The 26,483-nt window shown below is 68.5% G+C and carries 24 protein-coding genes and 1 tRNA gene; 20 read left to right on the top strand and 5 right to left on the bottom strand.

Features of this window, described 5'->3' with window-relative positions; translation table 11 throughout:
* Positions 1-73 precede the first annotated feature (73 nt).
* Entirely contained in the window at positions 74-517 is a 444-nt protein-coding gene (locus tag G8A07_RS20060) for a PaaI family thioesterase (protein ID WP_195793741.1), read from the top strand.
* A 19-nt stretch (positions 518-536) separates the two neighbouring features.
* Here the strand turns inward: G8A07_RS20060 and G8A07_RS20055 are convergent, their stop codons facing one another.
* A complete protein-coding gene (locus tag G8A07_RS20055; RefSeq protein WP_249937067.1) occupies positions 537-2,093 on the bottom strand; it encodes a methyl-accepting chemotaxis protein in 1,557 nt (518 codons plus the stop codon).
* Between the two features lie 223 nt (positions 2,094-2,316).
* Between G8A07_RS20055 and G8A07_RS20050 the strand changes: the two genes are divergently transcribed.
* The 5 genes from G8A07_RS20050 to G8A07_RS20030 all read left to right on the top strand — a co-directional run bounded on the left by G8A07_RS20050 (position 2,317) and on the right by G8A07_RS20030 (position 7,789).
* Positions 2,317-3,339 (top strand): NADP-dependent oxidoreductase, encoded by a 1,023-nt coding sequence (locus tag G8A07_RS20050; RefSeq protein ID WP_195793740.1) that lies wholly within the window; start codon positions 2,317-2,319, stop codon positions 3,337-3,339.
* On the top strand, positions 3,339-3,794 hold the full coding sequence (locus G8A07_RS20045) for a GNAT family N-acetyltransferase (protein WP_195793739.1): 456 nt from the start codon (positions 3,339-3,341) through the stop codon (positions 3,792-3,794). The genes G8A07_RS20050 and G8A07_RS20045 overlap by 1 nt, the downstream gene beginning before the upstream one ends.
* 28 nt (positions 3,795-3,822) lie before the next feature.
* Positions 3,823-4,719: an SDR family oxidoreductase gene (locus G8A07_RS20040; RefSeq protein WP_195793738.1), complete on the top strand. Its 897-nt coding sequence runs from the start codon at positions 3,823-3,825 to the stop codon at positions 4,717-4,719.
* Between the two features lie 46 nt (positions 4,720-4,765).
* Positions 4,766-6,439, top strand: a complete 1,674-nt coding sequence (locus G8A07_RS20035) for an ATP-binding protein (protein ID WP_195793737.1) — start codon at positions 4,766-4,768, stop codon at positions 6,437-6,439.
* A gap of 63 nt (positions 6,440-6,502) precedes the next feature.
* Positions 6,503-7,789 carry a TIGR03862 family flavoprotein gene (locus G8A07_RS20030; protein WP_195793736.1) on the top strand — a complete coding sequence of 429 codons (1,287 nt, stop codon included), beginning with the start codon at positions 6,503-6,505 and terminating at the stop codon, positions 7,787-7,789.
* A 9-nt stretch (positions 7,790-7,798) separates the two neighbouring features.
* On the opposite strand, the gene G8A07_RS20025 is transcribed toward G8A07_RS20030, so the two are convergent.
* Genes G8A07_RS20025 through G8A07_RS20015 form a run of 3 tightly spaced genes read right to left on the bottom strand, consistent with a single transcriptional unit; the run spans position 7,799 to position 9,506 of the window.
* Positions 7,799-8,335, bottom strand: a complete 537-nt coding sequence (locus G8A07_RS20025; protein WP_195793735.1) for a GNAT family N-acetyltransferase — start codon at positions 8,333-8,335, stop codon at positions 7,799-7,801.
* Entirely contained in the window at positions 8,335-8,775 is a 441-nt protein-coding gene (locus G8A07_RS20020; RefSeq protein ID WP_249937066.1) for a GNAT family N-acetyltransferase, read from the bottom strand. The genes G8A07_RS20025 and G8A07_RS20020 overlap by 1 nt, the downstream gene beginning before the upstream one ends.
* A gap of 17 nt (positions 8,776-8,792) precedes the next feature.
* Entirely contained in the window at positions 8,793-9,506 is a 714-nt protein-coding gene (locus tag G8A07_RS20015) for an SDR family oxidoreductase (protein WP_195793734.1), read from the bottom strand.
* Positions 9,507-9,634: 128 nt separating this feature from the next.
* On the opposite strand from G8A07_RS20015, the gene G8A07_RS20010 reads away from it, so the two are divergent.
* From G8A07_RS20010 to G8A07_RS19950, 13 genes are all read left to right on the top strand, one after another.
* Positions 9,635-11,971: a Tex family protein gene (locus tag G8A07_RS20010; RefSeq protein ID WP_195793733.1), complete on the top strand. Its 2,337-nt coding sequence runs from the start codon at positions 9,635-9,637 to the stop codon at positions 11,969-11,971.
* Positions 11,972-12,158: 187 nt separating this feature from the next.
* Positions 12,159-14,390 (top strand): TonB-dependent siderophore receptor, encoded by a 2,232-nt coding sequence (locus G8A07_RS20005; protein WP_195793732.1) that lies wholly within the window; start codon positions 12,159-12,161, stop codon positions 14,388-14,390.
* 17 nt (positions 14,391-14,407) lie between these two features.
* Complete coding sequence (locus G8A07_RS20000; protein ID WP_195793731.1) at positions 14,408-15,496, top strand: patatin-like phospholipase family protein; 1,089 nt, start codon at positions 14,408-14,410, stop codon at positions 15,494-15,496.
* A 75-nt stretch (positions 15,497-15,571) separates the two neighbouring features.
* Complete coding sequence (locus G8A07_RS19995) at positions 15,572-16,090, top strand: glycine zipper 2TM domain-containing protein (RefSeq protein ID WP_195793730.1); 519 nt, start codon at positions 15,572-15,574, stop codon at positions 16,088-16,090.
* 194 nt (positions 16,091-16,284) lie between these two features.
* Entirely contained in the window at positions 16,285-18,192 is a 1,908-nt protein-coding gene (gene thrS / locus G8A07_RS19990; protein WP_195793729.1) for a threonine--tRNA ligase, read from the top strand.
* A 63-nt stretch (positions 18,193-18,255) separates the two neighbouring features.
* The gene (infC, locus tag G8A07_RS19985; RefSeq protein ID WP_195797865.1) at positions 18,256-18,801 is read left to right on the top strand and encodes a translation initiation factor IF-3; all 546 of its coding nucleotides are present in this window, start codon (positions 18,256-18,258) and stop codon (positions 18,799-18,801) included.
* A gap of 244 nt (positions 18,802-19,045) precedes the next feature.
* The gene (gene rpmI / locus G8A07_RS19980; protein ID WP_092946465.1) at positions 19,046-19,249 is read left to right on the top strand and encodes a 50S ribosomal protein L35; all 204 of its coding nucleotides are present in this window, start codon (positions 19,046-19,048) and stop codon (positions 19,247-19,249) included.
* 24 nt (positions 19,250-19,273) lie between these two features.
* Positions 19,274-19,630, top strand: coding sequence for a 50S ribosomal protein L20 (gene rplT, locus G8A07_RS19975; protein WP_195793728.1), 357 nt, complete (start codon positions 19,274-19,276; stop codon positions 19,628-19,630).
* Between the two features lie 125 nt (positions 19,631-19,755).
* On the top strand, positions 19,756-20,793 hold the full coding sequence (locus G8A07_RS19970; RefSeq protein ID WP_195793727.1) for a phenylalanine--tRNA ligase subunit alpha: 1,038 nt from the start codon (positions 19,756-19,758) through the stop codon (positions 20,791-20,793).
* A gap of 52 nt (positions 20,794-20,845) precedes the next feature.
* Positions 20,846-23,260: a phenylalanine--tRNA ligase subunit beta gene (pheT, locus tag G8A07_RS19965; RefSeq protein WP_195793726.1), complete on the top strand. Its 2,415-nt coding sequence runs from the start codon at positions 20,846-20,848 to the stop codon at positions 23,258-23,260.
* A 22-nt stretch (positions 23,261-23,282) separates the two neighbouring features.
* Complete coding sequence (locus G8A07_RS19960; protein ID WP_195793725.1) at positions 23,283-23,654, top strand: integration host factor subunit alpha; 372 nt, start codon at positions 23,283-23,285, stop codon at positions 23,652-23,654.
* 34 nt (positions 23,655-23,688) lie between these two features.
* Positions 23,689-24,144, top strand: coding sequence for a MerR family transcriptional regulator (locus G8A07_RS19955; protein WP_195793724.1), 456 nt, complete (start codon positions 23,689-23,691; stop codon positions 24,142-24,144).
* Positions 24,145-24,178: 34 nt separating this feature from the next.
* Positions 24,179-24,255, top strand: a tRNA-Pro gene (locus G8A07_RS19950).
* Between the two features lie 116 nt (positions 24,256-24,371).
* On the opposite strand, the gene G8A07_RS19945 is transcribed toward G8A07_RS19950, so the two are convergent.
* Complete coding sequence (locus G8A07_RS19945; RefSeq protein ID WP_213086176.1) at positions 24,372-25,532, bottom strand: MFS transporter; 1,161 nt, start codon at positions 25,530-25,532, stop codon at positions 24,372-24,374.
* Positions 25,533-25,677: 145 nt separating this feature from the next.
* Between G8A07_RS19945 and G8A07_RS19940 the strand changes: the two genes are divergently transcribed.
* The gene (locus tag G8A07_RS19940; RefSeq protein ID WP_195793722.1) at positions 25,678-26,481 is read left to right on the top strand and encodes a helix-turn-helix domain-containing protein; all 804 of its coding nucleotides are present in this window, start codon (positions 25,678-25,680) and stop codon (positions 26,479-26,481) included.
* The last annotated feature ends 2 nt before the right edge of the window (positions 26,482-26,483 follow it).

Raw genomic sequence — 26,483 nt, 5'->3', positions numbered from 1 at the left:
TTGCGTCGCCCGTGGGCCGGCTTGGGGCGGCCCGGCGCTCGGCCCCTAATCCCATGAATCACGGACAAGCGATATGACATTGAAATTCCCGGTCCACATTCCCTTTGTCGAGCAGCTCGGCTTCGAGCTGCATGCGATGGGCGAGGGCGAGGCCGAGCTGCGCCTGGACCTGACCGACGCGCACCTGAATTCCTGGGCGGTCGCGCATGGCGGCGTCGTGATGACCCTGCTGGACGTCGCGATGGCCCATGCCGCGCGCAGCATCCACCGCGACCAGGAGGGCTTCGGCCCCGGCGTCGTGACGATCGAGATGAAGACCTCCTTCATGCGCCCCGGCGAGGGCCGGCTGCGCGCGCTGGGCAAGCTGCTGCACCGCTCGACCACGATGGCCTTCTGCGAGGGCTCGGTCTACGGCGAGGACGGCAAGCTCTGCGCCCATGCCACCGGCACCTTCAAGTACCTGAAGGCGCTGCCGGGGCGCGGGCGCACGGTGAAGCCGCTGCAGCGGCAGGAGTAGCCGCGCCGCCGGCCCGGGCTTAGCGGGCGAGCTTGAAAAAAGCGACGGCTTGAACGAGCTGTTGCGCCTGCATCTTCAGGCTCTCGGCCGCGGCGGCGCTTTCCTCGACCAGGGCGGCGTTCTGCTGGGTCACCTTGTCCATCTGGGTGATGGCCTCGCCGATCTGCGAGACGCCGCTGCTCTGCTCGCTGCTGGCCGAGCTGATCTCGCCGACGATGTCGGTGACGCGGCGGATCGAGTTGACCACCTCGTCCATGGTCTGGCCGGCGCGGTCCACCAGGGCCGTGCCCTGTTCGACCCGCTCGGTGCTGGCGCCGATCAGGGCCTTGATCTCCTTGGCGGCCTCGGCGCTGCGCTGGGCCAGCGAGCGCACCTCGCCGGCCACCACCGCGAAGCCGCGGCCCTGTTCGCCGGCGCGCGCCGCTTCCACGGCCGCGTTCAGCGCCAGGATATTGGTCTGGAAGGCGATGCCGTCGATGGTGCCGATGATGTCGGCGATCTTGCGCGAGCTCTCGTTGATGCCCTGCATGGTCTGCACCACCTCGGCCACCACCGCGCCGCCGCGTGCCGCCACCTGCGAGGCGCCCAGCGCCAGCTGATTGGCCTGCTGCGCGTTGTCGGCGTTGTTGCGCACGGTCGAGCCCAGCTCGTCCATCGTCGCGGCGGTCTGCTCCAGCGCCGCGGCCTGCTCCTCGGTGCGCTGCGAGAGGTCGGCATTGCCCTGGGCGATCTCGGCGCTGGCGGTGGCCACGCTCTCGGAGTTGTCGCGCACGGTCGCGACGATCTGCAGCAGCTGCGCGCGCATGCGTTCCAGCGCCTGCAGCAGCTGGGCCGATTCATCCTTGCCCTCGGCCCGCAGCGCCTGGGTCATGTCGCCCTCGCTCATGCGCTGCGCGCTCTCGACCGCGCTGGCCAGCGGCCGGGTCACATGGCGGCTGATGCCCATGCCCAGCGCGACGCCGGTGGCCATGCCCAGCAGGATCAGCACCAGGGTGGTGTTGCGGGCCGTGCCGTAGAGCGCGTCGTTCGCGTCCGAGGTCTGCTTGGCGTCCTGCTCCTTGCGCTTGGAGAGATCGCCCATCACATTGCCCAGCTTGATGCTCTGTGGCACCAGATGCGCCTTCATATGCTTGAGCGCATCGTTGGAGGTCGCCAGGTCGGCCACGCGGATCATCTTGAGCATGCTCTCGGTGGCCGTCTCGTCGGTGCTCCATTCGCTGGTTAGCTGCGCCAGCGCCTGGCGCGCCTCGGGCTTCTCAAACAGGGTCTCGGCCTGTTTCAGCAGCGCCAGCACCTTGGCGCGGGCGTCGGCCACGCGCTTGATCGCGTCCTCGCGCTCCTGGCCGGTGGTGGCGATCAGCGCGTCGCGCAGCGCGACCACGCCGCGCAGGCGCTCCACATTGGCCTCCTTCATCATCGACAGCCCGACCAGCTCCTGCTCGTAGAGCCAGGTGTCGGCCTCGTTGATGCGGTTCATGTTGTAGATCGCGAAGCCGCCGGTGGCGGCTCCGATCAGGGCCACCAGCACGAAGGCGGTCACCAGCTTGACGGAAGTCTTGAAGTCGGACAGCTGCATGGGCAGTTTCTCCAGCCGGGTGCGCCGGCCGTCGGTGAGGGATCCCTGGGTGCCTCTTTGCGGGCGTTCTTCGGATATCGGCAGTCGCCAGGGGAACTTTCGGGCGATCTGCGACTGATATATGAAATAGAACGCCCGTGCTTTTTTGTCACCCATGGGACGGCCGGGGTCGGGGCGGCCATGCTCCAATCGCCGGCATCGTCGCTGATCGGAGAGACATCGCATGAGCCGTCCCATCAACCGCCAGATCCTGCTGGCCTCGCGCCCGACCGGGGAGCCCTCGGTCGACAACTTCCGGCTGGTCGAGAGCGCCGTGCCCGAGCTGGCCGCGGGCCAGGTGCTGGTGCGCCACCATTTCCTGAGCCTCGACCCCTATATGCGCGGCCGCATGAACGAGGGCAAGAGCTACGCCCAGCCGCAGCCCCTGGACGCGGTGATGATCGGCGGCACGGTGGGCGAGGTGGTCGAGTCGAGGAACGAGCATTTCGCGGTCGGCGACCGGGTCGTCGGCATGGGCGGCTGGCAGGAATACCAGCTGGTCGACGCCCACCAGCGCGGCGTGCTGCAGAAGGTCGACACCCGGCATGTCCCGCTGTCGGCCTATCTGGGCGCGGTCGGCATGCCCGGCGTCACCGCCTGGTATGGCCTGGTCAAGATCATCGACCCGAAGCCGGGCCAGACCGTGGTGGTCAGCGCCGCCAGCGGCGCGGTGGGCGGCGCGGTGGGACAACTGGCCAAGGCGCGCGGCGCGCGTGCGGTGGGCATCGCCGGCGGGCCGGACAAATGCCGCTATGTGGTCGAGGAACTGGGCTTCGACGCCTGCATCGACTACAAGCAGCACGGCGACGTCAAGAGCCTGTCGGGCGCGCTGAAGGCCGCCTGCCCGGACGGCATCGACGGCCATTTCGAGAATGTCGGCGGCCCGATCCTGGACGCGGTGATGCTGCGCGCCAATGCCTTCAGCCGCATCGCGATGTGCGGCATGATCTCCGGCTACAACGGCGAACCGATCCCGCTGGCCGCGCCGCAGCTGATCCTGGTCAACCGCATGAAGGTCGAGGGCTTCATCGTCAGCGAGCATATGGAGCTGTGGCCCGAGGCGCTGAAGGAGCTGGGCGGCCTGGTCGCCACGGGCCAGCTGAAGTACCGCGAGAGCGTGGCCGAGGGCCTGGCCGCGGCGCCCGAGGCCTTCCTGGGCCTGCTGAAGGGCCGCAACTTCGGCAAGCAGCTGGTGAGGCTCGCCTGATGCTCGACTGGCAATGCCGGCCCTTCGCCGAACTGCCGGCGGCCGATCTCTATGCGGCGCTACGCCTGCGCGCCGAGGTCTTCGTGATCGAGCAGCGCTGCGTCTACCTGGACCCCGACGGCTTCGACCCCCAATGCTGGCATCTGCTGGGCCGCGGTGCGGACGGCGCGCTGGCCGCCTATGCGCGCCTGGTGCCGCCGGGCCTGAAGGGGCCGCTGCCGATGATCGGCCGGGTCGTGACCGCGCCGGCCGCGCGCGGCGCGGGGCAGGGCCGCGAGCTGATGCGCGAGGCGCTGGCCGCCTGCGCGCGGCTCTGGCCCGGCTTGGTGGTCGAGATCAGCGCCCAAGCCCATCTGGAGCGCTTTTACGCCGGCCTGGGCTTTCGCACGACCTCGGCGCCCTACGACGACGACGGCATCCCGCATCTCGACATGCAATGGACCCCGCCGGCCTGAGCCCCGGGGCGACGACAGGAGACAGCCGATGAAGCATTACCAGGGCCGCACGGCCGTGATCACCGGCGCCGGCTCGGGCTTCGGCCTGGAGCTGGCGCGCCTGGCCGCGCAGCGCGGCATGAAGCTGGTGCTCTGCGATGTGCAGGCCGATGCGCTGGAGCGCGCCGCGGCCGAGTTCGCCGGGCATGAGCTGATGGCGCGGCGCGTCGACGTGGCCAAGGCAGCCGAGATGCAGGCGCTGGCCGCCGCGGTGCGCGAGCGCTTCGGCGCGCCGCATGTCGTGTTCAACAATGCCGGCGTCGGCAGCGGCGGCCTGATCTGGGAAAACAGCCTGGCCGACTGGGACTGGGTGCTGGGCGTCAACCTGATGGGCGTGGTGCATGGCGTGCGCCTGTTCACGCCGATGATGCTGGAGGCCGCCGCGGCCGACCCGGCCTGGGAGGGGCATATCGTCAACACCGCCTCGATGGCCGGCCTCTTGAACCCGCCGAACATGGGTGTCTACAACGTCAGCAAGCATGCGGTGGTGGCCCTGAGCGAGACGCTCTACCAGGACCTGTCCCTGGTCAGCGAGCAGCTGCATTGCTCGGTGCTGTGCCCCTTCTTCGTGCCGACCGGCATCTCGCAGAGCCACCGCAACCGCCCGGGCGAACTGGCCGGCGGCCGGCCCACGAAGAGCCAGTTGATCTCGCAGGCCCAGACCGACAAGGCGGTCGGCGCCGGCAAGGTCAGCGCGGACTACGTGGCGCGCCTGGTGTTCGAGGCGATGGACCAGCAGCGCTTCTACGTCTTCAGCCATCCGCAGGCGCTGGCCGGCGTCGCGACGCGGATGGAGGATGTGCTGCAGGGGCGCAACCCGAGCGATCCATTTCGGGATAAACCCGAGATCGGGGCCGGTTTGCGGGCCGCGCTGCGCCAATCGTGACATTCTTGCGCTGCCGTTTCGGGCACCCGGGCCCACAATCGGAGTTGTGTCCGTTCGTTTCCTCCCCGTCCTGCTGCTGGTCCTCGCCAACTGGCTGTCCGCCGCCCCGGCGCGGGCGGCGGACTGGCTGACGGCCGAGGAGCGGGCCTGGATCGCGCAGCACCGCCAGCTGCGCGTGGCCGGCGTGGCCAACTACGGCCCCTTCACCTTTACCGACGAGGAGGGCCGGGTGCGCGGGCTGTCGGCCGACTATGCCGAGCGTCTGTCGCGCCTGACCGGGCTGGAGCTGCGCTTCCAGCCGCCGCAGACCTTTGCCCGCAATGTCGAGCTGCTCAAGCAGGGCGAGCTGGACATCAATATGTCGCTGCGCGCCACGCCCGAGCGCCTGCAGTACCTGGGCTTCACCCGCCCTTACATCACGGTGCCGGCGGTGCTGCTGCGCCGCGTCGATGGCGCCGGCGAGAGCCTGGGCACCCTGCGCCCGGGCGAGCCGGTCTCGGTGGGGCGCAGCTATGCGGTCGGCGATTTCCTGCGCGAGCGCTATCCCGGCAACCCGCTGCAGGTCGAGCCGGACGACAAGATGCTGCTGCGCCGCCTGGCCGGCGGCGAGATCGGCGCCGCGGTGGCCGACCTGGCCGTCACCACCTATCTGCTGCGCAGCGAGGGCATCGGCAATGTGCGGGTGGTCGACGATGTCGGCTTCGCCTACGAGCTGGGCATCGGCTACCGGCGCGACTGGCCGATGCTGGGCCGCATCCTGGACAAGGCGCTGGCGCGCATCGCCGCCGACGAGCGCCAGGCTATCGCCGACCGCTGGATGGCGCAGGAAAGCGAGGGCGCGCGCTGGCAGCGCCGCTGGCTGATGGCCGCCGCCGCCGGCCTGGCGCTGGCGCTGCTGGGCGCGGGCCTGCTGCTGGGCTGGAATAGGACCCTGCAGCGCCAGGTGCTGCGTCGCACCGAGCAGCTGAAGAACGAGCTGGCCGAGCGCGAGCGCCTGCAGGATGCCGACCGCGCCCGCGAGCTGGCCGAGCTGGCCAACAAGACCAAGACCGAATTCATGTCCCAGGCCAGCCATGAGCTGCGAACGCCGCTGAACGCGGTGCTGGGCTTTTCGCAGCTGCTGGCCGACGATCCGCAGCGCCCGCTCGACGCCCTGCAGCGCGAGCGCCTGGCCCATATCGAGAACGCGGCGCGCCACCAGCTGGCGCTGATTGACGACATGATGACCCTGTCGCGCCTGGAGGCCGGCTCGCTGGCGGTGCGCACCCTGCCGGTCGAGGCCGGCCCGCTGCTGCGCCGCTGCGTCGCGATGTTCGAGCCGGCCGCGCGCGCCGCCGGCATCGCGCTGCGCCTGGAGGACTGCGAGTCGACGGCGCTGCCGCGCGTGCAGGCCGATCCGGTGCGGCTGGAGCAGGTGCTGCTGAACCTGCTGTCCAACGCGATCAAGTACAACCGGCCCGGCGGCTGGGTGCGGGTGTTCGCCTGCGCCGACGCGGGCTTTCACATCGGCGTCGAGGACGGCGGCCTGGGTCTGAGCCCGGAGCAGCAGGCCCAGCTGTTCCAGCCCTTCAACCGCCTGGGGCGCAGCGAGCAGGAGGGCACCGGCATCGGCCTGGTGATCTGCAAGCAGTTGATGGAACGCATGGGCGGCGCGATCCGCGTGCAGAGCCAGCCGGGGCAGGGCAGCTGCTTCACGCTGGACCTGCGCAACGCGGCCTGAGCGGCATCGGCCGCGCGATCATCTTCTGGCACACTCGCGCCCTTCGTTTTTCCAAGGCCCGCCATGTCCGATCCGACCCCCACCCAGCGCCGCGCCATCGTTATCGGCGGCGGCCCGGCCGGCCTGATGGCGGCCGAGGCGCTGTGCGCGGCCGGCGTCGAGGTCGACCTCTACGACGCGATGGCCTCGGTCGGTCGCAAGTTCCTGCTGGCCGGCAAGGGCGGCCTGAACCTGACCCATTCGGAGGATTTCGCGCCCTTCCTGTCGCGCTTCGGTGCGCGCGCGCCGCAGCTGGAGCCGCTGCTGCGCGGCTTCGACGGCCCGGCGCTGCGCGCCTGGGCCGCGGCGCTGGGCGTCGAGACCTTCGTCGGCACCTCGGGCCGGGTGTTCCCGCGCGACCTGAAGGCCGCGCCGCTGCTGCGCGCCTGGCTGGCGCGGCTGCGCGCGGCCGGCGTGCGCTTTCATATGCGCTCGCGCTGGCTGGGCTGGGATGCCGAGGGCGCGCTGCGCTTCGCGACCGCCGAGGGTGAAGCGCTGGTCCGCGCCGATGCCACCGTGCTGGCCCTGGGTGGCGTGTCCTGGCCGCAGCTGGGTTCGGACGGCGCCTGGGCGTCGCTGCTGGCCGAGCGCGGGCTGCCGGTCGCGCCGCTGCGCGCGGCCAACTGCGGTTTCGATGTCGGCGCCACCGCGGCCCATGCCGGCTCGCCCGGCTGGAGCCCGCTGTTCGCCGAGCGCTTTGCCGGCCAGCCGGTCAAGCCGGTGGCGCTGCATTTCAGCGGGCAGGGCGAAGCGCCGCGCCGCTTTGAGCGCCAGGGCGAGTTTGTGATCACCGCCGCGGGCATCGAGGGCTCGCTGATCTATGCGGCGTCCAGCCTGCTGCGCGAGGAGATCGCCGAGTTCGGCCGCGCGCGCATCGAGCTGGACCTGCTGCCGGGGCGCAGCGCCGAGCAGGTGGCGGCCGAGGTCGCGCATCCGCGCGGCTCGCGCTCGCTCTCCAGCCATCTGAAGAGCCGGCTGGGCATCGAGGGCCTGAAGGCCGGCCTGCTGCACGAGCTGCTGAGCAAGGCCGAGTTCTCCGACGCCAGCACCCTGGCCGCGCGGCTCAAGCGCCTGCCGCTGGCGCTGGTCGCGGCGCGCCCGGTGCAAGAGGCGATCAGCACCGCCGGCGGCCTGCCCTTCGAGGCGCTGGACGCGGCGCTGATGGTCAAGGCCCGGCCGGGCCTGTTCTGCGCCGGCGAGATGCTGGACTGGGAAGCGCCCACCGGCGGCTACCTGCTGACCGCCAGCATGGCCAGCGGCCGCGCCGCGGGGGCGGGGGCGGCGGCCTGGCTGCGGACCCAGGGCGGCTGACGGATCCGCTCAGGCGGCGGGCTCCGGGATGATGGCATACATGTAGTAGTCGGCGGGAAGGCCGGCGACGATGCGGAAGTTGCGCAGCAGACCCTCGCGCCGGTAGCCGCAGCGCTCCAGCACGCGCTGCGAGCCGAGGTTGGCCGGCACCGTCGTGGCCTGGATGCGGTGCCAGCCGCGGACGCGAAAGCCCCAAGCCGTCGCGGCGCGGCAGGCGGCGCTGGCCAGCCCGCGGCCCCAGAACTCGGGGTCGACGTCGTAGCCGATCTCGGCGCTGCCGTTCAATGAAGAGATGGTGTGAAAACCGACGGTGGCGACGATGCGCTCCGTCGCGTCGCCGGCTTGGCGCAGCACGAAACGCAGCGGTGCGTCCGCGCCGCCGGCCAGCACCCGCTCGATCAGCGGCCGCAGGTCATCGGCGCTGCGCGCGGTCGAGCTACTGTGCTGGCGCACCTGCGGCAGACAGGCATAGCGCGCCCAGGCCTCGGCGTCTTCCCGACCGATGGGGCGAACCAGAAAACCGGGTACCTCGGGGCAAGGGCTCATCAGGCGTTCTCGCTGCCGCCGCGCACCAGCGAGAAGCGGTGCAGATCGTCGCGCCGCAGCCAGCCCTGGCTGGCCCAGTAGGCCTGTGCCAGCTCGTTGCTGCGGAACACGTCGACATGGGACTTCTGGATGCCCAGGGCCGCCAGCGCCGCGAGGCAATGCTCGACCAGGCGGTTCGCGATGCCCTGGCGGCGCTGCTCGGGCCGCACCACCAGATGCTGCAGATAGCCGCGCCGGCCATCGTGGCCGCTCATGATGCAGCCGAGCAGGCGGCCGTCCGGCGCGCTGGCCACGAAGCTCAGGCCGGGATTGCGCGCCAGATAGCGTTCGGTGGCCTCGCGCGAATCGGCGTCGCGCACGGAGACGCCCGGGGTCTCCTGCATCAGCCGCAGCACGGCGTCGTAGTCGGTGATGGACATGGTCCGGATGGCGGTGCTCATCGCTGTGTTCCCGGGGTTCAGAATCGTTCGTCGGCGATCGCCGGCAGCACCAGTTCGCGCACGAAGGCGGCGTCGGACAGGCGCAGCAGGCTGCGGGTCAGGGCCACGACATCGTGCAGCGGCACCAGTTGCCCCGCGCCGCGCGCGGCGGCCTGCGCGACGGGGATGCGCAGATCGTCCTCGGTGTTCAGATAGCCGAGCTGCAGGCAGGTCACCGCCAGCCGCTGCGCGCGAAAGCTCTCGCGCAGCGCGTCGGCCATGCCGCTGAGCGCGAACTTGCTGGCGCCGAAGGCCAGCTCGGGCCGGCCGCTTCGGCGCAGGCCCGAGGTCGAGCCGGTCAGGATCAGCTGCGGCTTGCGGCCGGGGGCGGCCAGCAGGCGCTTGAGCAGCAGCAGCGCGCCGGTAATGTTGATGTCGACCAGGCGCATCAGCTCGGCGTCGTCGCTCTCCAGGAAGCGGTAGTCCGGGCCGAAGGCCTGGGTCTCCCAGACGCCGAGGTTGTAGATCAGCGCGTCCAGCCCGGCCGGGGCCTGGCTCTCGATGCGCTGCGCCGCCTCCAGCGGCTGCGCCATGTCGGCCTCGATCCATTGCAGCTCGACCGCCGGCGGCAGGGCCGGCGCCGGCTGCGGCGCGCGGCGCGAGACGCCGACCACCAGATCGCCGGGGTCAGGCAGGCCCTCGACGAAGGCGCGACCCAGGCCCTGGCTCGCGCCGATCACCATCAGCTTCATGATCCCTGTTTCTCCCTGAACGGCTTGGCGCTCGATGGTAGTCGAGCCCCGGCGGCGGACGAGCCGGGTCGGGGCGGGTCTGGGCGCTATGGCAAACTTCTGCGCTTGGTTGTTTTCGTTCCGACGTTTTGGATAACAAGATCCTGCTTCAAATCGCCGCCGAGCTGAAGGTTCGCCCGGCCCAGGTCAATGCAGCCGTGGAGCTGCTCGATGGCGGCGCCACCGTGCCCTTCATCGCCCGCTACCGCAAGGAGGCCACCGACGGCCTGGACGACATCCAGCTGCGCGAGCTGGAGGCGCGCCTGGGCTATCTGCGCGAGCTGGAGGACCGGCGCGCCGCGGTGCTGAAGAGCATCGACGAGCAGGGCAAGCTGACTCCCGAGCTGCGCGCGGCCGTCGAGGCCGCGCCGACCAAGCAGGAGCTGGAAGACCTCTACCTGCCCTACAAGCAAAAGCGCCGCACCAAGGGCATGATCGCCCGCGAGGCCGGCCTGGAGCCGCTGGCGGACAAGCTGTTCGCCGACCCGGCGCTGGACCCGATGGGCGAGGCCGCGGCCTTCCTGAATCCGGATGCCGGCTTTGCCGATGCCTTCGCGGTGCTGGACGGCGTGCGCGACCTGCTCTCCGAGCGCTGGGCGGAAGACGCGGTGCTGATCGGCAAGCTGCGGGAATGGCTGTGGGCCGAGGGCCTGTTCAAGTCCAGGCTGATGGACGGCAAGGACGAGAACAACCCCGATGTCGCGAAGTTCCGCGACTACTTCGATTACGCCGAGACCATCCGCACCGTGCCCTCGCACCGCGCGCTGGCGGTGTTCCGCGGCCGCACGCAGGAATTCCTCGATGCCAAGCTGGTGCTGGACGAGGAAGCCGTCGCCGGACAGCCGGGCCTGGCCGAGGGGCGCATCGCCCGCCACCTGGGCTGGAGCCATGCCAACCGCGCCGGCGACGCGCTGATCCGCAAGACCGTGTCCTGGACCTGGAAGGTCAAGCTCTCGATGAGCCTGGAGCGCGACCTGTTTGCGCGTCTGCGCGACGAGGCCGAGAGCGTGGCGATCAAGGTTTTTGCCGAGAACCTGCGCGACCTGCTGCTGGCGGCACCCGCCGGCAAGCGCGTCGTGATGGGCCTGGATCCGGGCATCCGCACCGGCGTCAAGGTGGCGGTGGTCAGCGACACCGGCCGGGTGCTGGACACGCACACGGTCTATCCGCATGAGCCGCGTAAGGACTGGGAGGGCTCGCTGCATACGCTGGGCCGCCTGGTCGCGACCCATGGCGTGAACCTGATTGCGATCGGCAACGGTACCGCCTCGCGCGAGACCGACAAGCTGGCGGCCGATCTGATCAAGCGTATTCAGCAACTGGCGCCCGGCACGCAGATCGAGAAGGTGGTGGTCAGCGAGGCCGGCGCCTCGGTCTACTCGGCCTCGGAGTTCGCCTCCAAGGAGTTGCCGGAGCTGGATGTGTCCCTGCGCGGCGCGGTCTCGATTGCGCGGCGCCTGCAGGACCCGCTGGCCGAGCTGGTGAAGATCGACCCGAAGAGCATCGGCGTCGGCCAGTACCAGCATGACGTGAATCAGAGCGAGCTGGCCAAGACCCTGGACGCGGTGGTGGAGGACTGCGTGAACTCGGTGGGCGTGGATCTGAACACGGCTTCTGCGCCGCTGCTGTCGCGCGTCTCGGGCCTGTCCGGCACCGTGGCCGCGTCCATCGTGCGCTGGCGCGATGCCAACGGCGCGTTCAGGAACCGCCAGCAGCTGCTGGACGTGACCGGCCTCGGCCCCAAGACCTTTGAGCAGGCGGCGGGCTTCTTGCGCATCCGTGATGGCGACAACCCGCTGGACCTGTCCGGCGTGCACCCCGAGACCTATCCGGTGGTGAAGAAGATCCTCGATGCGGTGCAGCGCCCGGTGGCCGAGGTGATGGGCAAGAGCGATGTGATCCGCGCGCTCAAGCCCGAGGCCTTCGCCGATGACAAGTTCGGCGCGATCACGGTCAAGGACATCCTGGCCGAGCTGGAGAAGCCCGGCCGCGACCCGCGCCCGGACTTCAAGGTGGCGCGCTTCAACGAGGGTGTCGAGGACATCAAGGACCTGGTCGAGGGCATGGTGCTGGAGGGCACGGTCTCCAACGTCGCGCAGTTCGGCGCCTTCGTCGACCTGGGCGTGCACCAGGACGGCCTGGTCCATGTCAGCCAGCTCTCGAACAAGTTTGTCAACGACGCGCGCGAGGTCGTGAAGACCGGTGACATCGTCAAGGTCAAGGTGCTGGAAGTGGACCTGGCGCGCAAGCGCATCTCGCTGACGATGAAGCTGGACGCGGCGCCGGCGCCGCGCGGCGCCGCCAAGTCGGCCGACAACAGCTTCCGCCCGGCGGCGCGCCACGAGCGCCCCGGCCGCGCCGCGCCGGCCCAGGCGCCGGCGGGCAATGCGATGGCCGCGGCCTTCGCGAAGCTGCAAAAGCGGTAATCGTCAGGCTCCATCGGGGTTTTCGGGGCGCTCCTCGCCCAGGTGGGTGTGCCGGCGCGGCTACAGTGCCGCAGCCACGCGCTTGGCGCCCCGCTTCCAGCATTTGATCGCATTCGCTGCGACAGGAGGCCGGCGCGCCCTTATCGTGCCGGCCCGACGCTGACGACTCCATGGAGCCTTTCCCTTGTTGAACCGACATCCCGTAGCCGCCGCTAGCGCCTTTCTGTGCGCCGCGCTGTCGGGTGGCCTGAGCGCCACCGCCGCCCTGGCCCAGGACATGCCGTCCGGCATGGAGGAGCCGCGGCCGAGCTCGGGCAACCGGCTGGAGCGGGTCGAGATCCAGTCGCGCCAGCAGAGCGACACCGAGCTGCGCCGCCGCGCCTCGGTGGCCAAGCAGATCTATGGCCGCGAGGAGCTGGACAAGTACGGTGACACCAATGTCTCCGATGTGCTGAAGCGCCTGCCCGGCGTCAATGTGCAGGGCGGGGCGCCGCGCATGCGCGGCCTGGGCGCCGGCTACACCCAGATCCTGATCAACGGCGAGCCGGCGCCGCCCGGCTTCTCGATGGACAACCTGAACCCGGCGCAGGTCGAGCGCATCGAGGTCAGCAAGGGCCCGACCGCCGAGCACAGCGCCCAGGCCATCGCCGGCACGATCAACATCATCCTGAAGGACGCGCCGCGCCAGAGCCAGCGCGATCTGCGCCTGGGCATGGGCTACAACTACGACGAGCCCCGGCCCTCGTTCACCGCCACCTATGGCGAGCGCTTCGGCAATCTGTCGATGGTGCTGCCGGTCTCGGGCTTCCAGTGGCGGGTGCGCAATGAGAGCGAGGGGGAGCGGGATACGAAGGATGAGCTGAAGCAGCGCCTGCATGTGACCTCGCAGAGTGCGGAGACCGGCTGGGGCGGCGGCGTCAACTTCGGCCCGCGCCTGAACTGGAAGCTGGCCGACGACGAGACCCTGGCCTGGCAGAGTTTTCTGCAGCGCAACGAGTGGAACAACCGGGGCCGCACCGTGACCGACTTGCTGGCCGGCGAGACCCCGCCCAGCCTGGACGACAGCTATCTGAACACGGGCTCCTGGCAGATGCTGCGCAGCAATCTGCATTGGACCAAGCGTTTCGAGGAAGGCCAGCGCCTGGAGCTGAAGCTCGGCGGCCAGACCTCGCGGGCGCGCTACACGACGGATCTGGATGGCCTGGGTGGCAAGAAGCCGCTGCAGCGCCATACCGACGGCGACAACAAGGACCGCGGCCTGACCCAGAGCGGCAAGTACTCGCAGAGCCTGGGCGACTCGCATGGTCTGACCCTGGGTTGGGACCTGGAATACCGCCGCCGCGACGAGGTGCGCAGCGTCACTCAGGACGGGCGCGATCTGCTGCCCGACTTCGAGGGTCGGCCCTTCGAGGCCCAGGTCAAGCGCACGGCCTTCTTTGTGCAGGACGAGTGGGAGATCAGTCCGCAGTGGTCGACCTACTTCGGCTTGCGCACCGAGCGCATCGTCACGACCAGCCAACTCAGCCGCGACGGCCGGACCCAGGACCTGCGCAACAGCAGTCATGTGCTGACGCCGCTCTGGCATCTGAACTACAAGATCGACCCCAAGGGCCGGGACATGATCCGCGCCAGCCTGACGCGCAGCTACAAGGCGCCGGAGCTGCAGGCGTTGATGGCGCGCCCCTCCGTCAACACCACCTATCCGCTGAGCAAGCCCAATCCGGAAACCGCGCCGGATCGCATCGGCAACCCGAATCTGAAGCCGGAGCTGGCGACCGGGCTGGACATCGCCTACGAAAAATACTTCACCGGCGGCGGGCTGTTCAGCGTCAGCCTGTTCCACCGCCGCATCAAGGACCTGATCCGCAACGACGTCTTCCTGGAGGATGTGTCCTGGGCGACGGTGCAGCGCTATGTCTCACGCCCGGTCAATCTTGCCGGCGCCCGCACCAGCGGCATCGAGCTCGAGTTGAAGGGCCGCGCCGGCGAGCTGATGCCGGCCTTGTTCGACCCGAGCACCAACCTGAACCTGCGCGGTTCGCTGAGCTTCTACCGCTCCAAGGTCGAGGGCCTGCCCGGGCCGGACAACCGGCTCGATTCGCAGCATCCCTATGCGGTGAACCTGGGCTTCGACTACAAGCTCAAGAGCCTGCCGCTGACCCTGGGTGCGGGCCTGGTCTACATGCCGGGCTACGGCACGCAGCAGACGCCGACGCAGCTGCAGGAGGTCTCGCGCTCGCGCTCGCTGGATGTCTTCGCGCAGTACATGTTCAGCCGCCAGTATTCGCTGCGGCTCTCGGCCAACAATGTGGCGGCGTTGGATCCTGTCACCGATGTGATCTACAGCGACGGCCAGCGCACCCACAATCAGCGCTTCGGTCGCACCTTCTTCGCGGCCAATCTCGAAATGAAGTTCTGAGAGAGAGTCGGCCGACGATGAAGCTCCACGCGCTGCAGATCCACGCCGGCCCGCGCGCCCGGGCGCGCCTGCGCGAGCGCGGCCTGCGGCCGGAGGATGTGCGCGTGGTGCCGGCCGCGGCCGGCGGGCCCAAGGGCCTGATCCTGAATCCGCTCGACCAGTACCTGTTCGGCCCCTGGCTGGGCCGCAGCACGCAGGAGGTGCATCTGCTTGGGGCTTCGATCGGCGCCTGGCGCATGGCCACCGCCTGCCTGGGGCGCGACGATGCCGAGATGACGCGCGCCTTCGCGCGCATGGCCGACGACTATGTGCACCAGCGCTACGACAGCGAGCCGGGCCGGCGCCCGAGCGCCGCAACGGTGTCGCGCGGCTTCAGCGCCAAGCTGGGCGAGAGCTTCGGCGGCCGCGAGGGCCAGGTCTTGAGCCATCCGCGCTACCGCCTGCATGTGTTCACCTCGCGCGGGCGCCATATCCTGGGCCGGGAAGGGCGGCTGCGCACGCCGCTGGGCTATACCGGCGCCTTCGCGGCCAATCTGCTGGGCCGGCGCGTGATGGGGGCCTGGCTGGAGCGCGTGGTGTTCTCCGACCCGCGCGCGCCGCTGCCGATGCCGCTGGTCGATTACCGCAGCCAGCAGGTGGCGCTGAGCGAGCAGAACCTGCGGCCGGCCGTGCTGGCCAGCTGCTCGATCCCCTTCTGGTTGCAGGCGGTGCACGACATTCCCGGCGGGCCGCGCGGTGCCTACTGGGACGGCGGCATCACCGACTACCACCTGCACCTGAACTACGCGGCGATGGCCGGCGACGGCCTGGTGCTGTATCCGCATTTCCAGCGTCAGGTGATCCCGGGCTGGCTGGACAAGAGCCTGAAGGGCCGGCACGCGGCCACCGCCTTTCTGGACAACGTCGTGCTGCTGTCGCCGAACCCGGCCTGGATCGAGAGCCTGCCGCGCGCCAAGCTGCCGGACCGCGACGACTTCAGGCATTACGGCGATGATGTGCAGGCCCGTGCCAAGGCCTGGCTGCGCGCGATCGCCGAGAGCCAGCGGCTGCGCGACGAGTTCGCGGCCGCGGTGGAAACATCGAGCCTGGACGCGCAAGCGCTGTAAGCGGAGGTAAGCCGGCTCAACGCCGGGTGCCGGGCGGGCGTTTAATGGTCATGTGTCCTTGCAAGGAGATTGACCATGAACACCCACAACAAGCGACTTGCCTGGCATCGCACGGCCCTGCTCGCCACGGCCGCGGCGGCGCTGGCCCTGGGCGGCTGCGCCTCCCACCATGAACCGCGCCAGAACCGCGCGCCGGTCTACGAGCAGGGCGGCTACCCGCCCAGCGGCAGCTACCCCGGCAGCGGCGGCCCGTCGCAGGCGCCGGTGCAATACGGTCATGTGCGCAGCATCGAGCAGATCGAGGGCGGCGGCAGCAGCGGCGGTGGGGCGCTGATCGGCGGCGTGATCGGTGGTGCCCTGGGCAACCAGGTCGGCAAGGGCAGCGGCCGCGCCGCGGCCACGGTGGCCGGCGCCGTCGGCGGCGCGGTGGTCGGCAACGAGATCGAACGCCAGCGCAGCGGCCGCACCCGCTACGAGGTGCTGGTGCAGCTGGAGCGCCGCGGCGCCGAGCAATGGTTCGAGCTGGGCCAGCTCGACGGGCTGAAGGTCGGTGACCGGGTGCGCATCGAAAACGGCCGCCTGTACCGTTGGTAATCGGCTGGCTTACAATCGGAGCATCTGTGACGGACAAGGACCGAGAAAGGCGCCCTGGTTATGACACCGCGAACTACGACCACCACTACCTCTGAGGTTTAGTCGGCCGCGGCTCGTCACGTCTTCTCGTTCATCCCTGATCTCCAAAGCGCGGCTCCCGGCCGCGCTTTTTGTTTTTCCGGAGCTCCTCCACCATGATCTCGATTCAACTGCCCGACGGTTCCAAGCGCGAATTCGATGCGCCCGTCACCGTCGCCCAGGTGGCCGCCTCGATCGGCGCCGGCCTGGCCAAGGCCGCGCTGGCCGGCCGCGTGGACGGCAAGCTGGTCGACACCAGCCATCTGATTGCCGCCGATGCGCAGCTGGCCATCGTCACCGAGAAGGATGCCGACGGCCTGGAGGTGATCCGCCACTCCACCGCCCACCTGCTGGCCTATGCGGTCAAGGAGCTGTTCCCGGATGCCCAGGTCACGATCGGCCCGGTGATCGAGCATGGCTTCTATTACGACTTCTCCTACAAGCGCCCCTTCACGCCGGAGGATCTGGTCGCGATCGAGAAGAAGATGGCCGAGCTGGCCAAGAAGGACGAGAAGGTCGAGCGCTCGGTGCTGCCGCGCGACGCGGCGGTCGAGTACTTCAAGAGCATCGGCGAGGCCTACAAGGCCGAGATCATCGCCAGCATCCCGGCCGACCAGGAGGTCTCGCTGTATGCCGAGGGCAAGTTCACCGACCTGTGCCGCGGCCCCCATGTGCCGTCTACCGGCAAGCTCAAGCATTTCAAGCTGATGAAGGTGGCCGGCGCCTACTGGCGCGGCGACCATCGCAACGAGCAGCTGCAGCGCATCTACGGCACGGCCTGGGCCAGCAAGGACGACCTGCAGCAGTACCTGACGATGCTGGAAGAGGCCGAGAAGCGCGACCACCGCAAGATCGGCAAGGAACTGGACCTGTTCCACATCGACGAGCATTCGCCCGGCACGGTGTTCTGGCATCCCAAGGGCTGGACGGTATGGCAGGAGGTGGAGCAGTACATGCGCCGCGTCTACCGCGACAACGGCTACCTGGAGGTCAAGGGGCCGCAGATCCTGGACCAGGGGCTGTGGGAGAAGACTGGCCACTGGGACAAGTACCGCGAGAACATGTTCACGACGGAGTCGGAGAAGCGCGACTACGCGCTCAAGCCGATGAACTGCCCCGGCCATATCCTGATCTACAAGCAAGGTATCAAGAGCTACCGCGACCTGCCGCTGCGCTTTGGCGAGTTCGGCCAATGCCACCGCAACGAGCCGACCGGCGGCCTGCACGGCATCATGCGCGTGCGCGGCTTCACGCAGGATGATGGCCATATCTTCTGCACCGAGGACATGATCCAGGCCGAGGTGCAGGCCTTCACGACCCTGCTGCAGAAGGTGTACAAGGACTTCGGCTTCACCGAGATCCTCTACAAGCTCTCGACGCGACCGGAGAAGCGCATCGGTAGCGAGGAAAGCTGGGACAAGGCCGAGGCCGCGCTGGCCGAGGGCCTGAAGGCATCGGGCTGCGAGTTCGAATACCTGCCGGGCGAAGGCGCCTTCTACGGCCCCAAGATCGAGTACACGCTGAAGGACGCGCTGGGTCGCCAATGGCAATGCGGCACGATCCAGGTCGACCCGAACATGCCCGAGCGCCTGGACGCCGAGTTCGTCGGCGAGGACGGCTCGCGCCATCGCCCGATCATGCTGCACCGGGCCATCGTCGGCAGCCTGGAGCGCTTCATCGGCATCCTGATCGAACAGCATGCCGGCGCGCTGCCGGTCTGGCTGGCGCCGACCCAGGTGGTGGTGGCCAATATCACCGATGCCCAGGCGGACTATGTCGCCGAGATCGTGAAATCGCTGCAAAAACAAGGGCTTAGGGTGGCAGCCGATTTGCGGAACGAGAAAATCACGTATAAAATCCGCGAGCATTCATTGCAGAAGGTCCCGTACATTCTGGTCGTAGGCGACAAGGAGAAGGCAAACGGGGCCGTTGCGGTGCGCGCCCGTGGCAACCAAGACCTGGGTGTGATGCCCCTGGACAGCTTCATTGGCAAGCTCTCTGGCGACATCGCATCGAAGGCCTAACGTCTGGGCGCGCTTTTGCTTCTTGTGGGCTCCCTGCCTTGGGCTCGTTGAAAGGTATGCACCATCGCTACTTTTGCTGACCGTCGTGCGATTCCCGAGCGCAAGCATCGGCTGAACCGTGAAATCACTGCTCCCGAAGTGCGCCTGAACGGCCCGGAGAACGAGCCTATTGGCGTCGTGAGCATCCAGGAAGCCCTGCGCATGGCGGGCGACATGGATGTCGATCTGGTCGAGATTTCCGCAACCGCCAACCCGCCCGTGTGCCGGTTGATGGATTACGGCAAGTTCAAGTACATCGAGCAGAAGCGCGCAGCCGAGGCGAAAGCCAAGCAGAAGGTCATCGAGATCAAGGAAGTGAAGTTCCGCCCCGGCACCGACGAGGGGGACTACCAGATCAAGATGCGCAATCTGCGCCGCTTCATCGCCGAGGATGGCGACAAGGGCAAGGTCACCTTGCGCTATCGCGGCCGCGAGATCACGCACCAGGACATCGGCATGCGCCTCTTGGAGCGGATCCGCGACGAACTGGCCGATGTGGCGGTGGTCGAGAACATGCCCAAGCTGGAAGGCCGGCAGATGATCATGGTGCTGGCGCCGAAGAAGCGTTGACCCCTGGCCCGCGGAATACGCGGGCCCGCCCCTCGGGGGGCGCAATCTAAAGCGGGCATTGGCCCGCTTTAGATTGCAAGGTGGCCGTCCTTGGGGCGGCCCGGCGGACGGCCCGAATTGGGCAGTTCGTTAAAAGTTCAGGCCCGTCGATCTGGTCGTCGGCGGGCTTATTAGTCTCCTGAGGCCGAGCAAGTGCGGTGAGGAATCACCGCCGCCCCAGGGACGCATTTAGAAGGAGCATCACATGCCCAAAATGAAGACCAAGAGCAGCGCGAAGAAGCGTTTTCGCGTGCGTCCGGGTGGTACCGTCAAGCGCGGTCAGGCGTTCAAGCGCCACATCCTGACCAAGAAGACCACGAAGAACAAGCGCCAGCTGCGCGGCGCGACGAACGTGCATGAGACCAACATGGGCCACATCGCTGCGATGCTGCCTTTTGCTGGTCTGTAATCCGCGAACTGAAGGAGATACAACATGCCTCGCGTCAAACGTGGTGTAACCGCCCGTGCTCGTCACAAGAAGGTCCTGGCTCTGGCCAAGGGCTTCCGTGGTCGTCGTAAGAACGTCTTCCGCATCGCCAAGCAGGCGGTGATGAAGGCGGGCCAGTACGCCTACCGTGACCGCCGTGCCAAGAAGCGCGTGTTCCGCCAGCTGTGGATTGCCCGTATCAACGCGGCAAGCCGTGGCCTGGGTCTGAGCTACAGCAAGTTCGTTGCTGGCCTGAAGAAGGCCCAGATCGACATCGACCGCAAGGTCCTGGCCGATCTCGCCGTCAACGATCCGGCTGGTTTTGCCAGCATCTTTACCAAGGTGAAGGCCGCTCTCGCTTAATTGCCGACACCGCCCGTCAGGGCGGTTGTGGCTGCCTGGTTCGCCAGGCGCGCCTTTTTAGGCCGACACCCTGGTGCTCGGCCTTTTTCATTTTTACGCACCGCAATCCTGATCTTCGCCCCGCGATGAACGACCTCGATCAACTGCTACAGACGGCGACCACTGAGTTCGCCGCCGCCGCCACGCCCGCCGACCTGGAGAACGCCAAGGCCCGATTTATCGGCAAGAGCGGCCAGGTGACCGAGCTGATGAAGGGCCTGGCCGCGCTGTCGGTCGAGGAGAAGAAGACGCGCGGCGCGCAGATCAATCTGCTGAAGCAGGGCATCGAGGCCGCGCTGAACGCGCGCCGCCATGCCCTGGCGGATGCCGAGCTGGAGAAGCAGCTGAAGGCCGAGGCGCTGGACGTGACCCTGCCCGGCCGCAGCCGCGGCACCGGCGGCCTGCACCCGATCACGCGCGCGATGGAGCGCATCGAGGCCATCTTCGGTTCGATGGGCTTCGACGTGGCCGACGGTCCCGAGATCGAGAACGATTGGTTCAACTTCACGGCCCTGAACACGCCCGAGGACCATCCGGCCCGTTCGATGCACGACACCTTCTACATCGAAGGGGGTCATGTCTTGCGCACGCACACCAGCCCGATGCAGATCCGCTATGCGGTCCAACATGTGAAGAAGCATCGCGCGCTGATCGATGCAGGCCAGCCAATGCCCGAGATCCGCGTGATCGCGCCGGGCCGCACCTACCGCGTCGACAGCGACGCCACCCATTCGCCGATGTTCCACCAGGTCGAGGGCCTGTGGGTCGGCGAGAACATCTCCTTCAAGGACCTCAAGTCCGTCTACGTGAACTTCATGCAGCAGTTCTTCGAGACGACGGACATGGAGATCCGTTTTCGCCCCAGCTATTTCCCCTTCACCGAGCCCAGCGCCGAGATCGACATGATGTTCGGCTCCGGCCCGCTGAAGGGCCGCTGGCTGGAGGTCTCGGGCTCGGGCCAGGTGCACCCGCAGGTGATCCGCAATATGGGCCTGGACCCCGAGAAGTACATCGGCTTCGCCTTCGGCTCGGGCATCGACCGCCTGGCCATGCTGCGCTACGGCGTCAACGATCTGCGCCTGTTCTTTGACGGCGATCTGCGCTTCTTGAGTCAATTCAAGTAATGCAGTTCAAGTGAAGAACTGAGCAACGAGACGCTAGAGAAGAGTAAACAACATGCAATTCCCCGAGTCCTGGTTGCGGAGCTTCTGCAACCCCGCGCTGAACACCCAAGAGCTGGCTGAGCTGCTGACGATGAGCGGCCTGGAGGTCGAAGAGCTGCGTCCCGCGGCGCCGCCCTTCAGCGGCATCGTCGTCGCCGAGATCGTGACCGCCGAGCAGCATCCGAACGCCGACAAGCTGCGCGTCTGCACCGTCAACGCCGGTGGTCCCGAGCCGCTGCAGATCGTCTGCGGCGCGCCGAACGCGCGCGCCGGCATCAAGGTGCCGCTGGCCACCATCGGCGCCGAGCTGCCGCCCGGCGAGGATGGCAAGCCCTTCAAGATCGGCAAGGGCAAGCTGCGCGGCGTCGAGAGTTTCGGCATGCTGTGCTCGGCCCGCGAGCTGCAGCTCAGCGACGAGCATGGCGGCCTGCTGGAGTTGGCCGCCGATGCCACCGTCGGCCAGAACATCCGCGAGCACCTGAACCTCGACGACACGCTGTTCACCTTGAAGCTGACGCCGAACCTGGCCCATGCCTTGAGCGTCTACGGCATCGCCCGCGAGGTCTCGGCGCTGACCGGCGCGCCGCTGCAGGCGCCGGCCATCGCATCGGCCGCGGTCAAGCACCAGGACAAGCTGCCGGTGCGCATCGAGGCGGCCGATCTGTGCGGCCGCTTCTCGGGCCGCATCGTGCGCGGCGTCAATACGAAGGCGCAGACGCCCGCCTGGATGGTCGAGCGCCTGGCGCGCTGCGGCCAGCGCTCGGTTTCACCGCTCGTCGACATCTCCAACTACGTGATGTTTGAGCTGGGTCGCCCGAGCCACATCTTCGACCTGGACAAGATCCATGGCGAGCTGGTCGTGCGCTGGGGCAAGCAAGGCGAGCAGCTGAAGCTGCTGAACGGCAACACCATCGAGGTGGATGAGCAGGTCGGCGTGATCGCCGACAAGCAGGCCGTCGAATCGCTGGCCGGCATCATGGGCGGCGACGCTACGGCCGTGTCCGACGACACCAGGAACATCTATGTCGAGGCGGCGTTCTGGTGGCCCAAGGCGGTGATGGGCCGCTCGCGCCGCTACAACTTCTCGACCGACGCCGGCCATCGCTTCGAGCGCGGCGTCGATCCGGCGCTGACCGTCGAGCATATCGAGCGCATCACCCAGCTGATCCTGGAGATCTGCGGTGGCGAGGCCGGCCCGATGGACGACCAGACCACGCAGCTGCCGGCGCACCAACCGGTGACCCTGCGCGTTGCCCGCGCCGCCAAGGTGATCGGCATGCCGCTGACGCAGGCGCAATGCGCCGAGGTGTTCAAGCGCCTGGGCTTGGAATTCGTGGAAGGCGAGGGCACGCTGACCGTCACGCCGCCGAGCTTCCGCTTCGACATCCAGATCGAGGAAGACCTGATCGAGGAAGTGATCCGCGTCGTCGGCTATCCCAAGCTGCCGGCCACGCCGCCGCTGGCGCCGGTGGTCGGCAAGGTGAAGAGCGAGTCCCGTCGCGCCGTGCATGCGCTGCGCCACGCGATGGCCGCGCGCGACTTTTACGAGACGATCAACTTCAGCTTCGTCGAGGCGCGCTGGGAGCAGGAGCTGGCCGGCAATGCCAACCCGATCCAGCTGCTGAACCCGATCGCCGCGCCGCTGGCGGTGATGCGCACGAGCCTGATCGGCAGCCTGGTGCAGGTGCTGCGCCACAACCTGGCGCGCAAGGCGCCGCGCGTGCGCGTGTTCGAGATCGGCCGCGTGTTCCTGCGCGACGCCTCGGTGCTTGAGAGCGACAGCACGATCGCCGGCGTCAATCAGCCGATGCGCCTGGCCGGTCTGGCCTATGGTCCGGCCGAGCAGCAGCAGTGGAGCCAGCGCGACCGCCAGGTCGACTTCTTCGACGTCAAGGGCGATCTGGAAGCGCTGTTCGCGCCGCGCCAGCTGAGCTTCGTCGCGGCCGAGCATCCGGCCCTGCATCCGGGGCGCTCGGCCAAGGTCCTGTTGGACGGCGCCGAGATCGGCGTGGTCGGCGAGCTGCATCCGAAATGGCGCCAGGGCTATGAGCTGCCCTCGGCCCCGGTGCTGTTCGAGCTGGCGCTCGACGCGGTGCTGGCGCGCAGCCTGCCGCAAGGTCAGGGCGTGCCGCGCCAGCAGGCGGCGCAGCGCGACATCGCGGTGATCGTCGGCGAGAGCGTCACGCATGACGCGCTGATGGGCGCGATCGCCGCGGCCAACGAGGGCCTGATCCGCTCGGCCAAGCTGTTCGACGTGTTCAAGCCGGCGCAGCCGACCGCCGAGTTGAAAGCCGATGAGCGCAGCCTGGCCGTGCGCCTGGAGCTGCTGGACGAGGAGGCCACCTTGACCGACGAGCGCATCGAGCAGGTGGTGGGCAGGGTGCTGACGACGCTGGGCGACAAGCTCGGCGCGCGGCTGCGCGGCTGAGGCCACAGGGAGGAAGCGAGCGATGAGCGACGAACAAGAACCGACGGCGGCCGCGACGCGCGTGCTGCTCGGCAGCCTGGAGACGCCGACCCTGACCAAGGCCGAGCTGGCCGAACTGCTGTTCGACAAGCTGGGCCTGAACAAGCGCGAGTCCAAGGACATGGTCGAAGCCTTCTTCGACATCATCCATGGCCAGCTGGTGCAGGGGCGCGATGTGAAGCTGTCCGGCTTCGGCAACTTCAACATCCGCCGCAAGGCGCCGCGCCCGGGCCGCAACCCGCGCACCGGCGAGTCGATCCCGATCAAGGCGCGCAATGTCGTCACCTTCCACGCCAGCCACAAACTCAAGGGGCTGGTTCAAGGCGATACAGCTTCCGAGGAAGACTTCGAGTAGAGTCTGACCTCCCCACCTGAAGCCCTTGATTTCAATGGACAAAGCGCTTCCCGCCATCCCCGCCAAACGTTACTTCACCATCGGTGAGGTGAGCGATCTGTGCGGCGTGAAGCCCTATGTGCTGCGCTACTGGGAGCAGGAGTTCACCCAGCTCAAGCCGATGAAGCGGCGCGGCAACCGGCGCTATTACCAGCATCACGAGGTACTGCTGATCCGCCGCATCCGCGACCTGCTGTATGACCAGGGCTTCACGATCTCCGGCGCACGCAACCAGCTGTCCGAGGCCGGCGGTCTGCGCGTCGATGCGCTGCAGGCCTTTCACGAAGAGGCCCTCGAGGCCGCGCTGCGCGAGGCCGATGCAATGGACTCCGAACTGCCGTCCGATGCGGCCCTCGGCGCGGCCGTGGAAGTCGCTCCGGTGGGCGAGCGCCTGTCGATCGATCAGGTGCGCCGCGAGCTGATCTCGATTCGCGAATCATTGCTTGCGTAACCAATAAAAAGTCGCCTATAATCTGAGGCTCAGTCGGGGCGTAGCGCAGCCTGGTAGCGCACTTGCATGGGGTGCAAGGGGTCGCGAGTTCGAATCCCGCCGCCCCGACCAAAGATAGTCAGAGAAATCAACGGGTTAGCCTTACCAGGGGCTAACCCGTTTCTCCTTTCTGGGGCCGGAAAAGCACCGGGTCTCAACCCGGAAGCCAGGCAGTTTCGGCATCGTGATCAAGCAGTGGCAGGAACGCCCGCCATCCCGATGGTGCGCGCCCGGCCCGCCAGCACGCCGCAGGCGGCCATCAGCAGCGACAGCAGGGCTCCGATCCACAGCACGGTGGACCAGTTGCCCGCCCAGTCGTGCAGCGCTCCCGCCAAGGTCGGGCCGCCGGCGGCCAGCAGGTAGCCGGCGCATTGGGCCATGCCGGACAGCGACGCGGCCTGCTGCGGGCTGGTGGTGCGCAGGCCCATGAACACCAGGGCGAGGATGAACACGCCGCCGGAGGCGAAGCCGAAGCAGGCGGCCCAGAGCGAGGCGGCCATCGGCCAGAGCGCGAAGCCGGCAAGCGAGAGGCCCAGCAGCGCACTCATCGCCGCGGCCACCAGCTTCTGGTCCTTCATCCGGCCCAGCAGCGTGCCGAGCAGCAGGCCCGGCACGGCGGTCGCCAATTGCATGACGCCGTGCAGCGAGCCGGCCATGTCGGCCGGGACGCCGGCCGAGGTCGGCATCGTCGGCAGCCAGGCCACGACGACGTAGTACAGCAGCGAGTTGGTGCCGATAAAGAGCGTCACTTGCCACGCCAGCGCGGAGCGCCATACCGGCCCGCCTTGCGGAGCGGCGGCGACGGCGGCCGGTGCGGTGCGGGACGACAGCTGGCTCAGCCAGGCCGTCCCGGCGACCAGCGGCAGCAGCACCGAAGCACCCAGCGCGGCCTGCCAGCCCGCCGCGACGGCCAGCGGCACCGCGCCGGCGGACATCGCCGCGGCGGCGATGCCCATCGACAGCGCGCAGGCGCCGGTGAGCCGGGCGATGCGGTGCGGGAACTCGCGCTTCAGCAGGCCGGGCAGCAGCACATTGCCCAGCGCGATGCCGGTGCCGAGGATGATCGTGCCGGCGAACAGGCTCCAGGCGGCGCCCGTGGAGCGCAGCACGATGCCGGCCGCGATCAGCAGCAGCGATGCGAACAGCGTGCGCTCCAGCCCGTAGGCCCGGGCCAGCAGCGAGGCAAAGGGCGAGACGATGCCGAAGGCCAGCAGTGGCAGGGTGGTCAGCAGGCCGGCTTGCGCCGGCGTCAAGGCAAAAGCCTCCTGCAGCTGCGTGAGGATCGGGGCCACGCCGGTGATCGGGGCGCGGAAGTTCATGGCGATCAGCAGCAGGCTCGCCAGCAGCATGGCGGACCGGGCGCGGGCCGGGGTGATGGGGGCGGGTCTTGTGCCCATGACAAAGGGTCGACGGAGTGGATGAACCCAGAAGGTATCGGCTCGCGCGCTGGCTGAATTTGGATAATCGGCCAATCAATCTCCAAGAATTGCCAATATGCCCAAGATCTGCGCGCTCGACGCCGTACTCGAGGATTTCGACGAGGGTCGGGTTCGCAGCCTCGTCGCCGGCTGGCGGCTTGACACCGGACAGCAGAAGAGCGAGGTGCCGGTGCATGCGCACCGCCTGGGCCAGCTCGTGTTCGCCCTGACCGGCGGCGTGACCTGCGAAGCGCCCGACGCGATCTGGATGGTGCCGCCGCAGCGCGCGGTCTGGATCCCGTCGCAGACCCTGCACAGCGTGCGCGCCACCGCCAACGCCAGGCTGTGCTATCTGTTCATCCAGCCCGGCGCGGCGCGGCTACCGGATCGCTGCTGCACGCTTGCCATCACGCCGCTGGTGCGCGAGCTGGTGCTCGACATGGCCGCGCAGTCCTGGGACTACGAGCTCGGTGGGCCGCTGGGCCGCAAGGCGCTGGTGCTGCTCGACGAGCTGAGCCGGATGCCGGTCGAGAACCTGCATGTGCCCACCTCGAGTGACCCGCGCATGCAGCGCATCGCGCGCCTGCTCAGCGAGGATCCGTCGGACCGGCGCACCATGGCCGATTGGGGCCGGCTGGTCGCGATGAGCGAGCGCTCCCTGGCCCGCCTGGTGCAGCGCGAGACCGGCCTGCCGTTCGGGCGCTGGCGGCAGCAGCTGCATCTGGTCGCGGCCACGCGCCAACTCTGCGCGGGCGAGTCCGTGCAGCGGGTCTCGGAGCATCTGGGCTACGAGTCAGTCACCGCCTTCATCACCATGTTCAAGAAGGCCCTGGGCAAGCCGCCAGGGCGCTATTTCGCCGAGCTGCAGGACCGGGCCTAGCC

Source organism: Roseateles sp. DAIF2, from assembly GCF_015624425.1.
Classification (GTDB): Bacteria; Pseudomonadota; Gammaproteobacteria; order Burkholderiales; family Burkholderiaceae_C; genus Kinneretia.
This window is presented reverse-complemented; position numbering and strand designations above follow the sequence as displayed.

What these genes read in the sequence shown, in the direction of transcription:
- G8A07_RS20060 (WP_195793741.1), top strand. Translation starts at nt 74, where the DNA reads ATGACATTGAAATTCCCGGTCCACATTCCCTTTGTCGAGCAGCTCGGC.
- G8A07_RS20055 (WP_249937067.1), bottom strand. Translation starts at nt 2,093, where the DNA reads ATGCAGCTGTCCGACTTCAAGACTTCCGTCAAGCTGGTGACCGCCTTC.
- G8A07_RS20050 (WP_195793740.1), top strand. Translation starts at nt 2,317, where the DNA reads ATGAGCCGTCCCATCAACCGCCAGATCCTGCTGGCCTCGCGCCCGACC.
- G8A07_RS20045 (WP_195793739.1), top strand. Translation starts at nt 3,339, where the DNA reads ATGCTCGACTGGCAATGCCGGCCCTTCGCCGAACTGCCGGCGGCCGAT.
- G8A07_RS20040 (WP_195793738.1), top strand. Translation starts at nt 3,823, where the DNA reads ATGAAGCATTACCAGGGCCGCACGGCCGTGATCACCGGCGCCGGCTCG.
- G8A07_RS20030 (WP_195793736.1), top strand. Translation starts at nt 6,503, where the DNA reads ATGTCCGATCCGACCCCCACCCAGCGCCGCGCCATCGTTATCGGCGGC.
- G8A07_RS20025 (WP_195793735.1), bottom strand. Translation starts at nt 8,335, where the DNA reads ATGAGCCCTTGCCCCGAGGTACCCGGTTTTCTGGTTCGCCCCATCGGT.
- G8A07_RS20020 (WP_249937066.1), bottom strand. Translation starts at nt 8,775, where the DNA reads ATGAGCACCGCCATCCGGACCATGTCCATCACCGACTACGACGCCGTG.
- G8A07_RS20015 (WP_195793734.1), bottom strand. Translation starts at nt 9,506, where the DNA reads ATGAAGCTGATGGTGATCGGCGCGAGCCAGGGCCTGGGTCGCGCCTTC.
- G8A07_RS20000 (WP_195793731.1), top strand. Translation starts at nt 14,408, where the DNA reads ATGAAGCTCCACGCGCTGCAGATCCACGCCGGCCCGCGCGCCCGGGCG.
- G8A07_RS19995 (WP_195793730.1), top strand. Translation starts at nt 15,572, where the DNA reads ATGAACACCCACAACAAGCGACTTGCCTGGCATCGCACGGCCCTGCTC.
- thrS (WP_195793729.1), top strand. Translation starts at nt 16,285, where the DNA reads ATGATCTCGATTCAACTGCCCGACGGTTCCAAGCGCGAATTCGATGCG.
- rpmI (WP_092946465.1), top strand. Translation starts at nt 19,046, where the DNA reads ATGCCCAAAATGAAGACCAAGAGCAGCGCGAAGAAGCGTTTTCGCGTG.
- rplT (WP_195793728.1), top strand. Translation starts at nt 19,274, where the DNA reads ATGCCTCGCGTCAAACGTGGTGTAACCGCCCGTGCTCGTCACAAGAAG.
- G8A07_RS19970 (WP_195793727.1), top strand. Translation starts at nt 19,756, where the DNA reads ATGAACGACCTCGATCAACTGCTACAGACGGCGACCACTGAGTTCGCC.
- pheT (WP_195793726.1), top strand. Translation starts at nt 20,846, where the DNA reads ATGCAATTCCCCGAGTCCTGGTTGCGGAGCTTCTGCAACCCCGCGCTG.
- G8A07_RS19960 (WP_195793725.1), top strand. Translation starts at nt 23,283, where the DNA reads ATGAGCGACGAACAAGAACCGACGGCGGCCGCGACGCGCGTGCTGCTC.
- G8A07_RS19955 (WP_195793724.1), top strand. Translation starts at nt 23,689, where the DNA reads ATGGACAAAGCGCTTCCCGCCATCCCCGCCAAACGTTACTTCACCATC.
- G8A07_RS19945 (WP_213086176.1), bottom strand. Translation starts at nt 25,532, where the DNA reads ATGCTGCTGGCGAGCCTGCTGCTGATCGCCATGAACTTCCGCGCCCCG.
- G8A07_RS19940 (WP_195793722.1), top strand. Translation starts at nt 25,678, where the DNA reads ATGCCCAAGATCTGCGCGCTCGACGCCGTACTCGAGGATTTCGACGAG.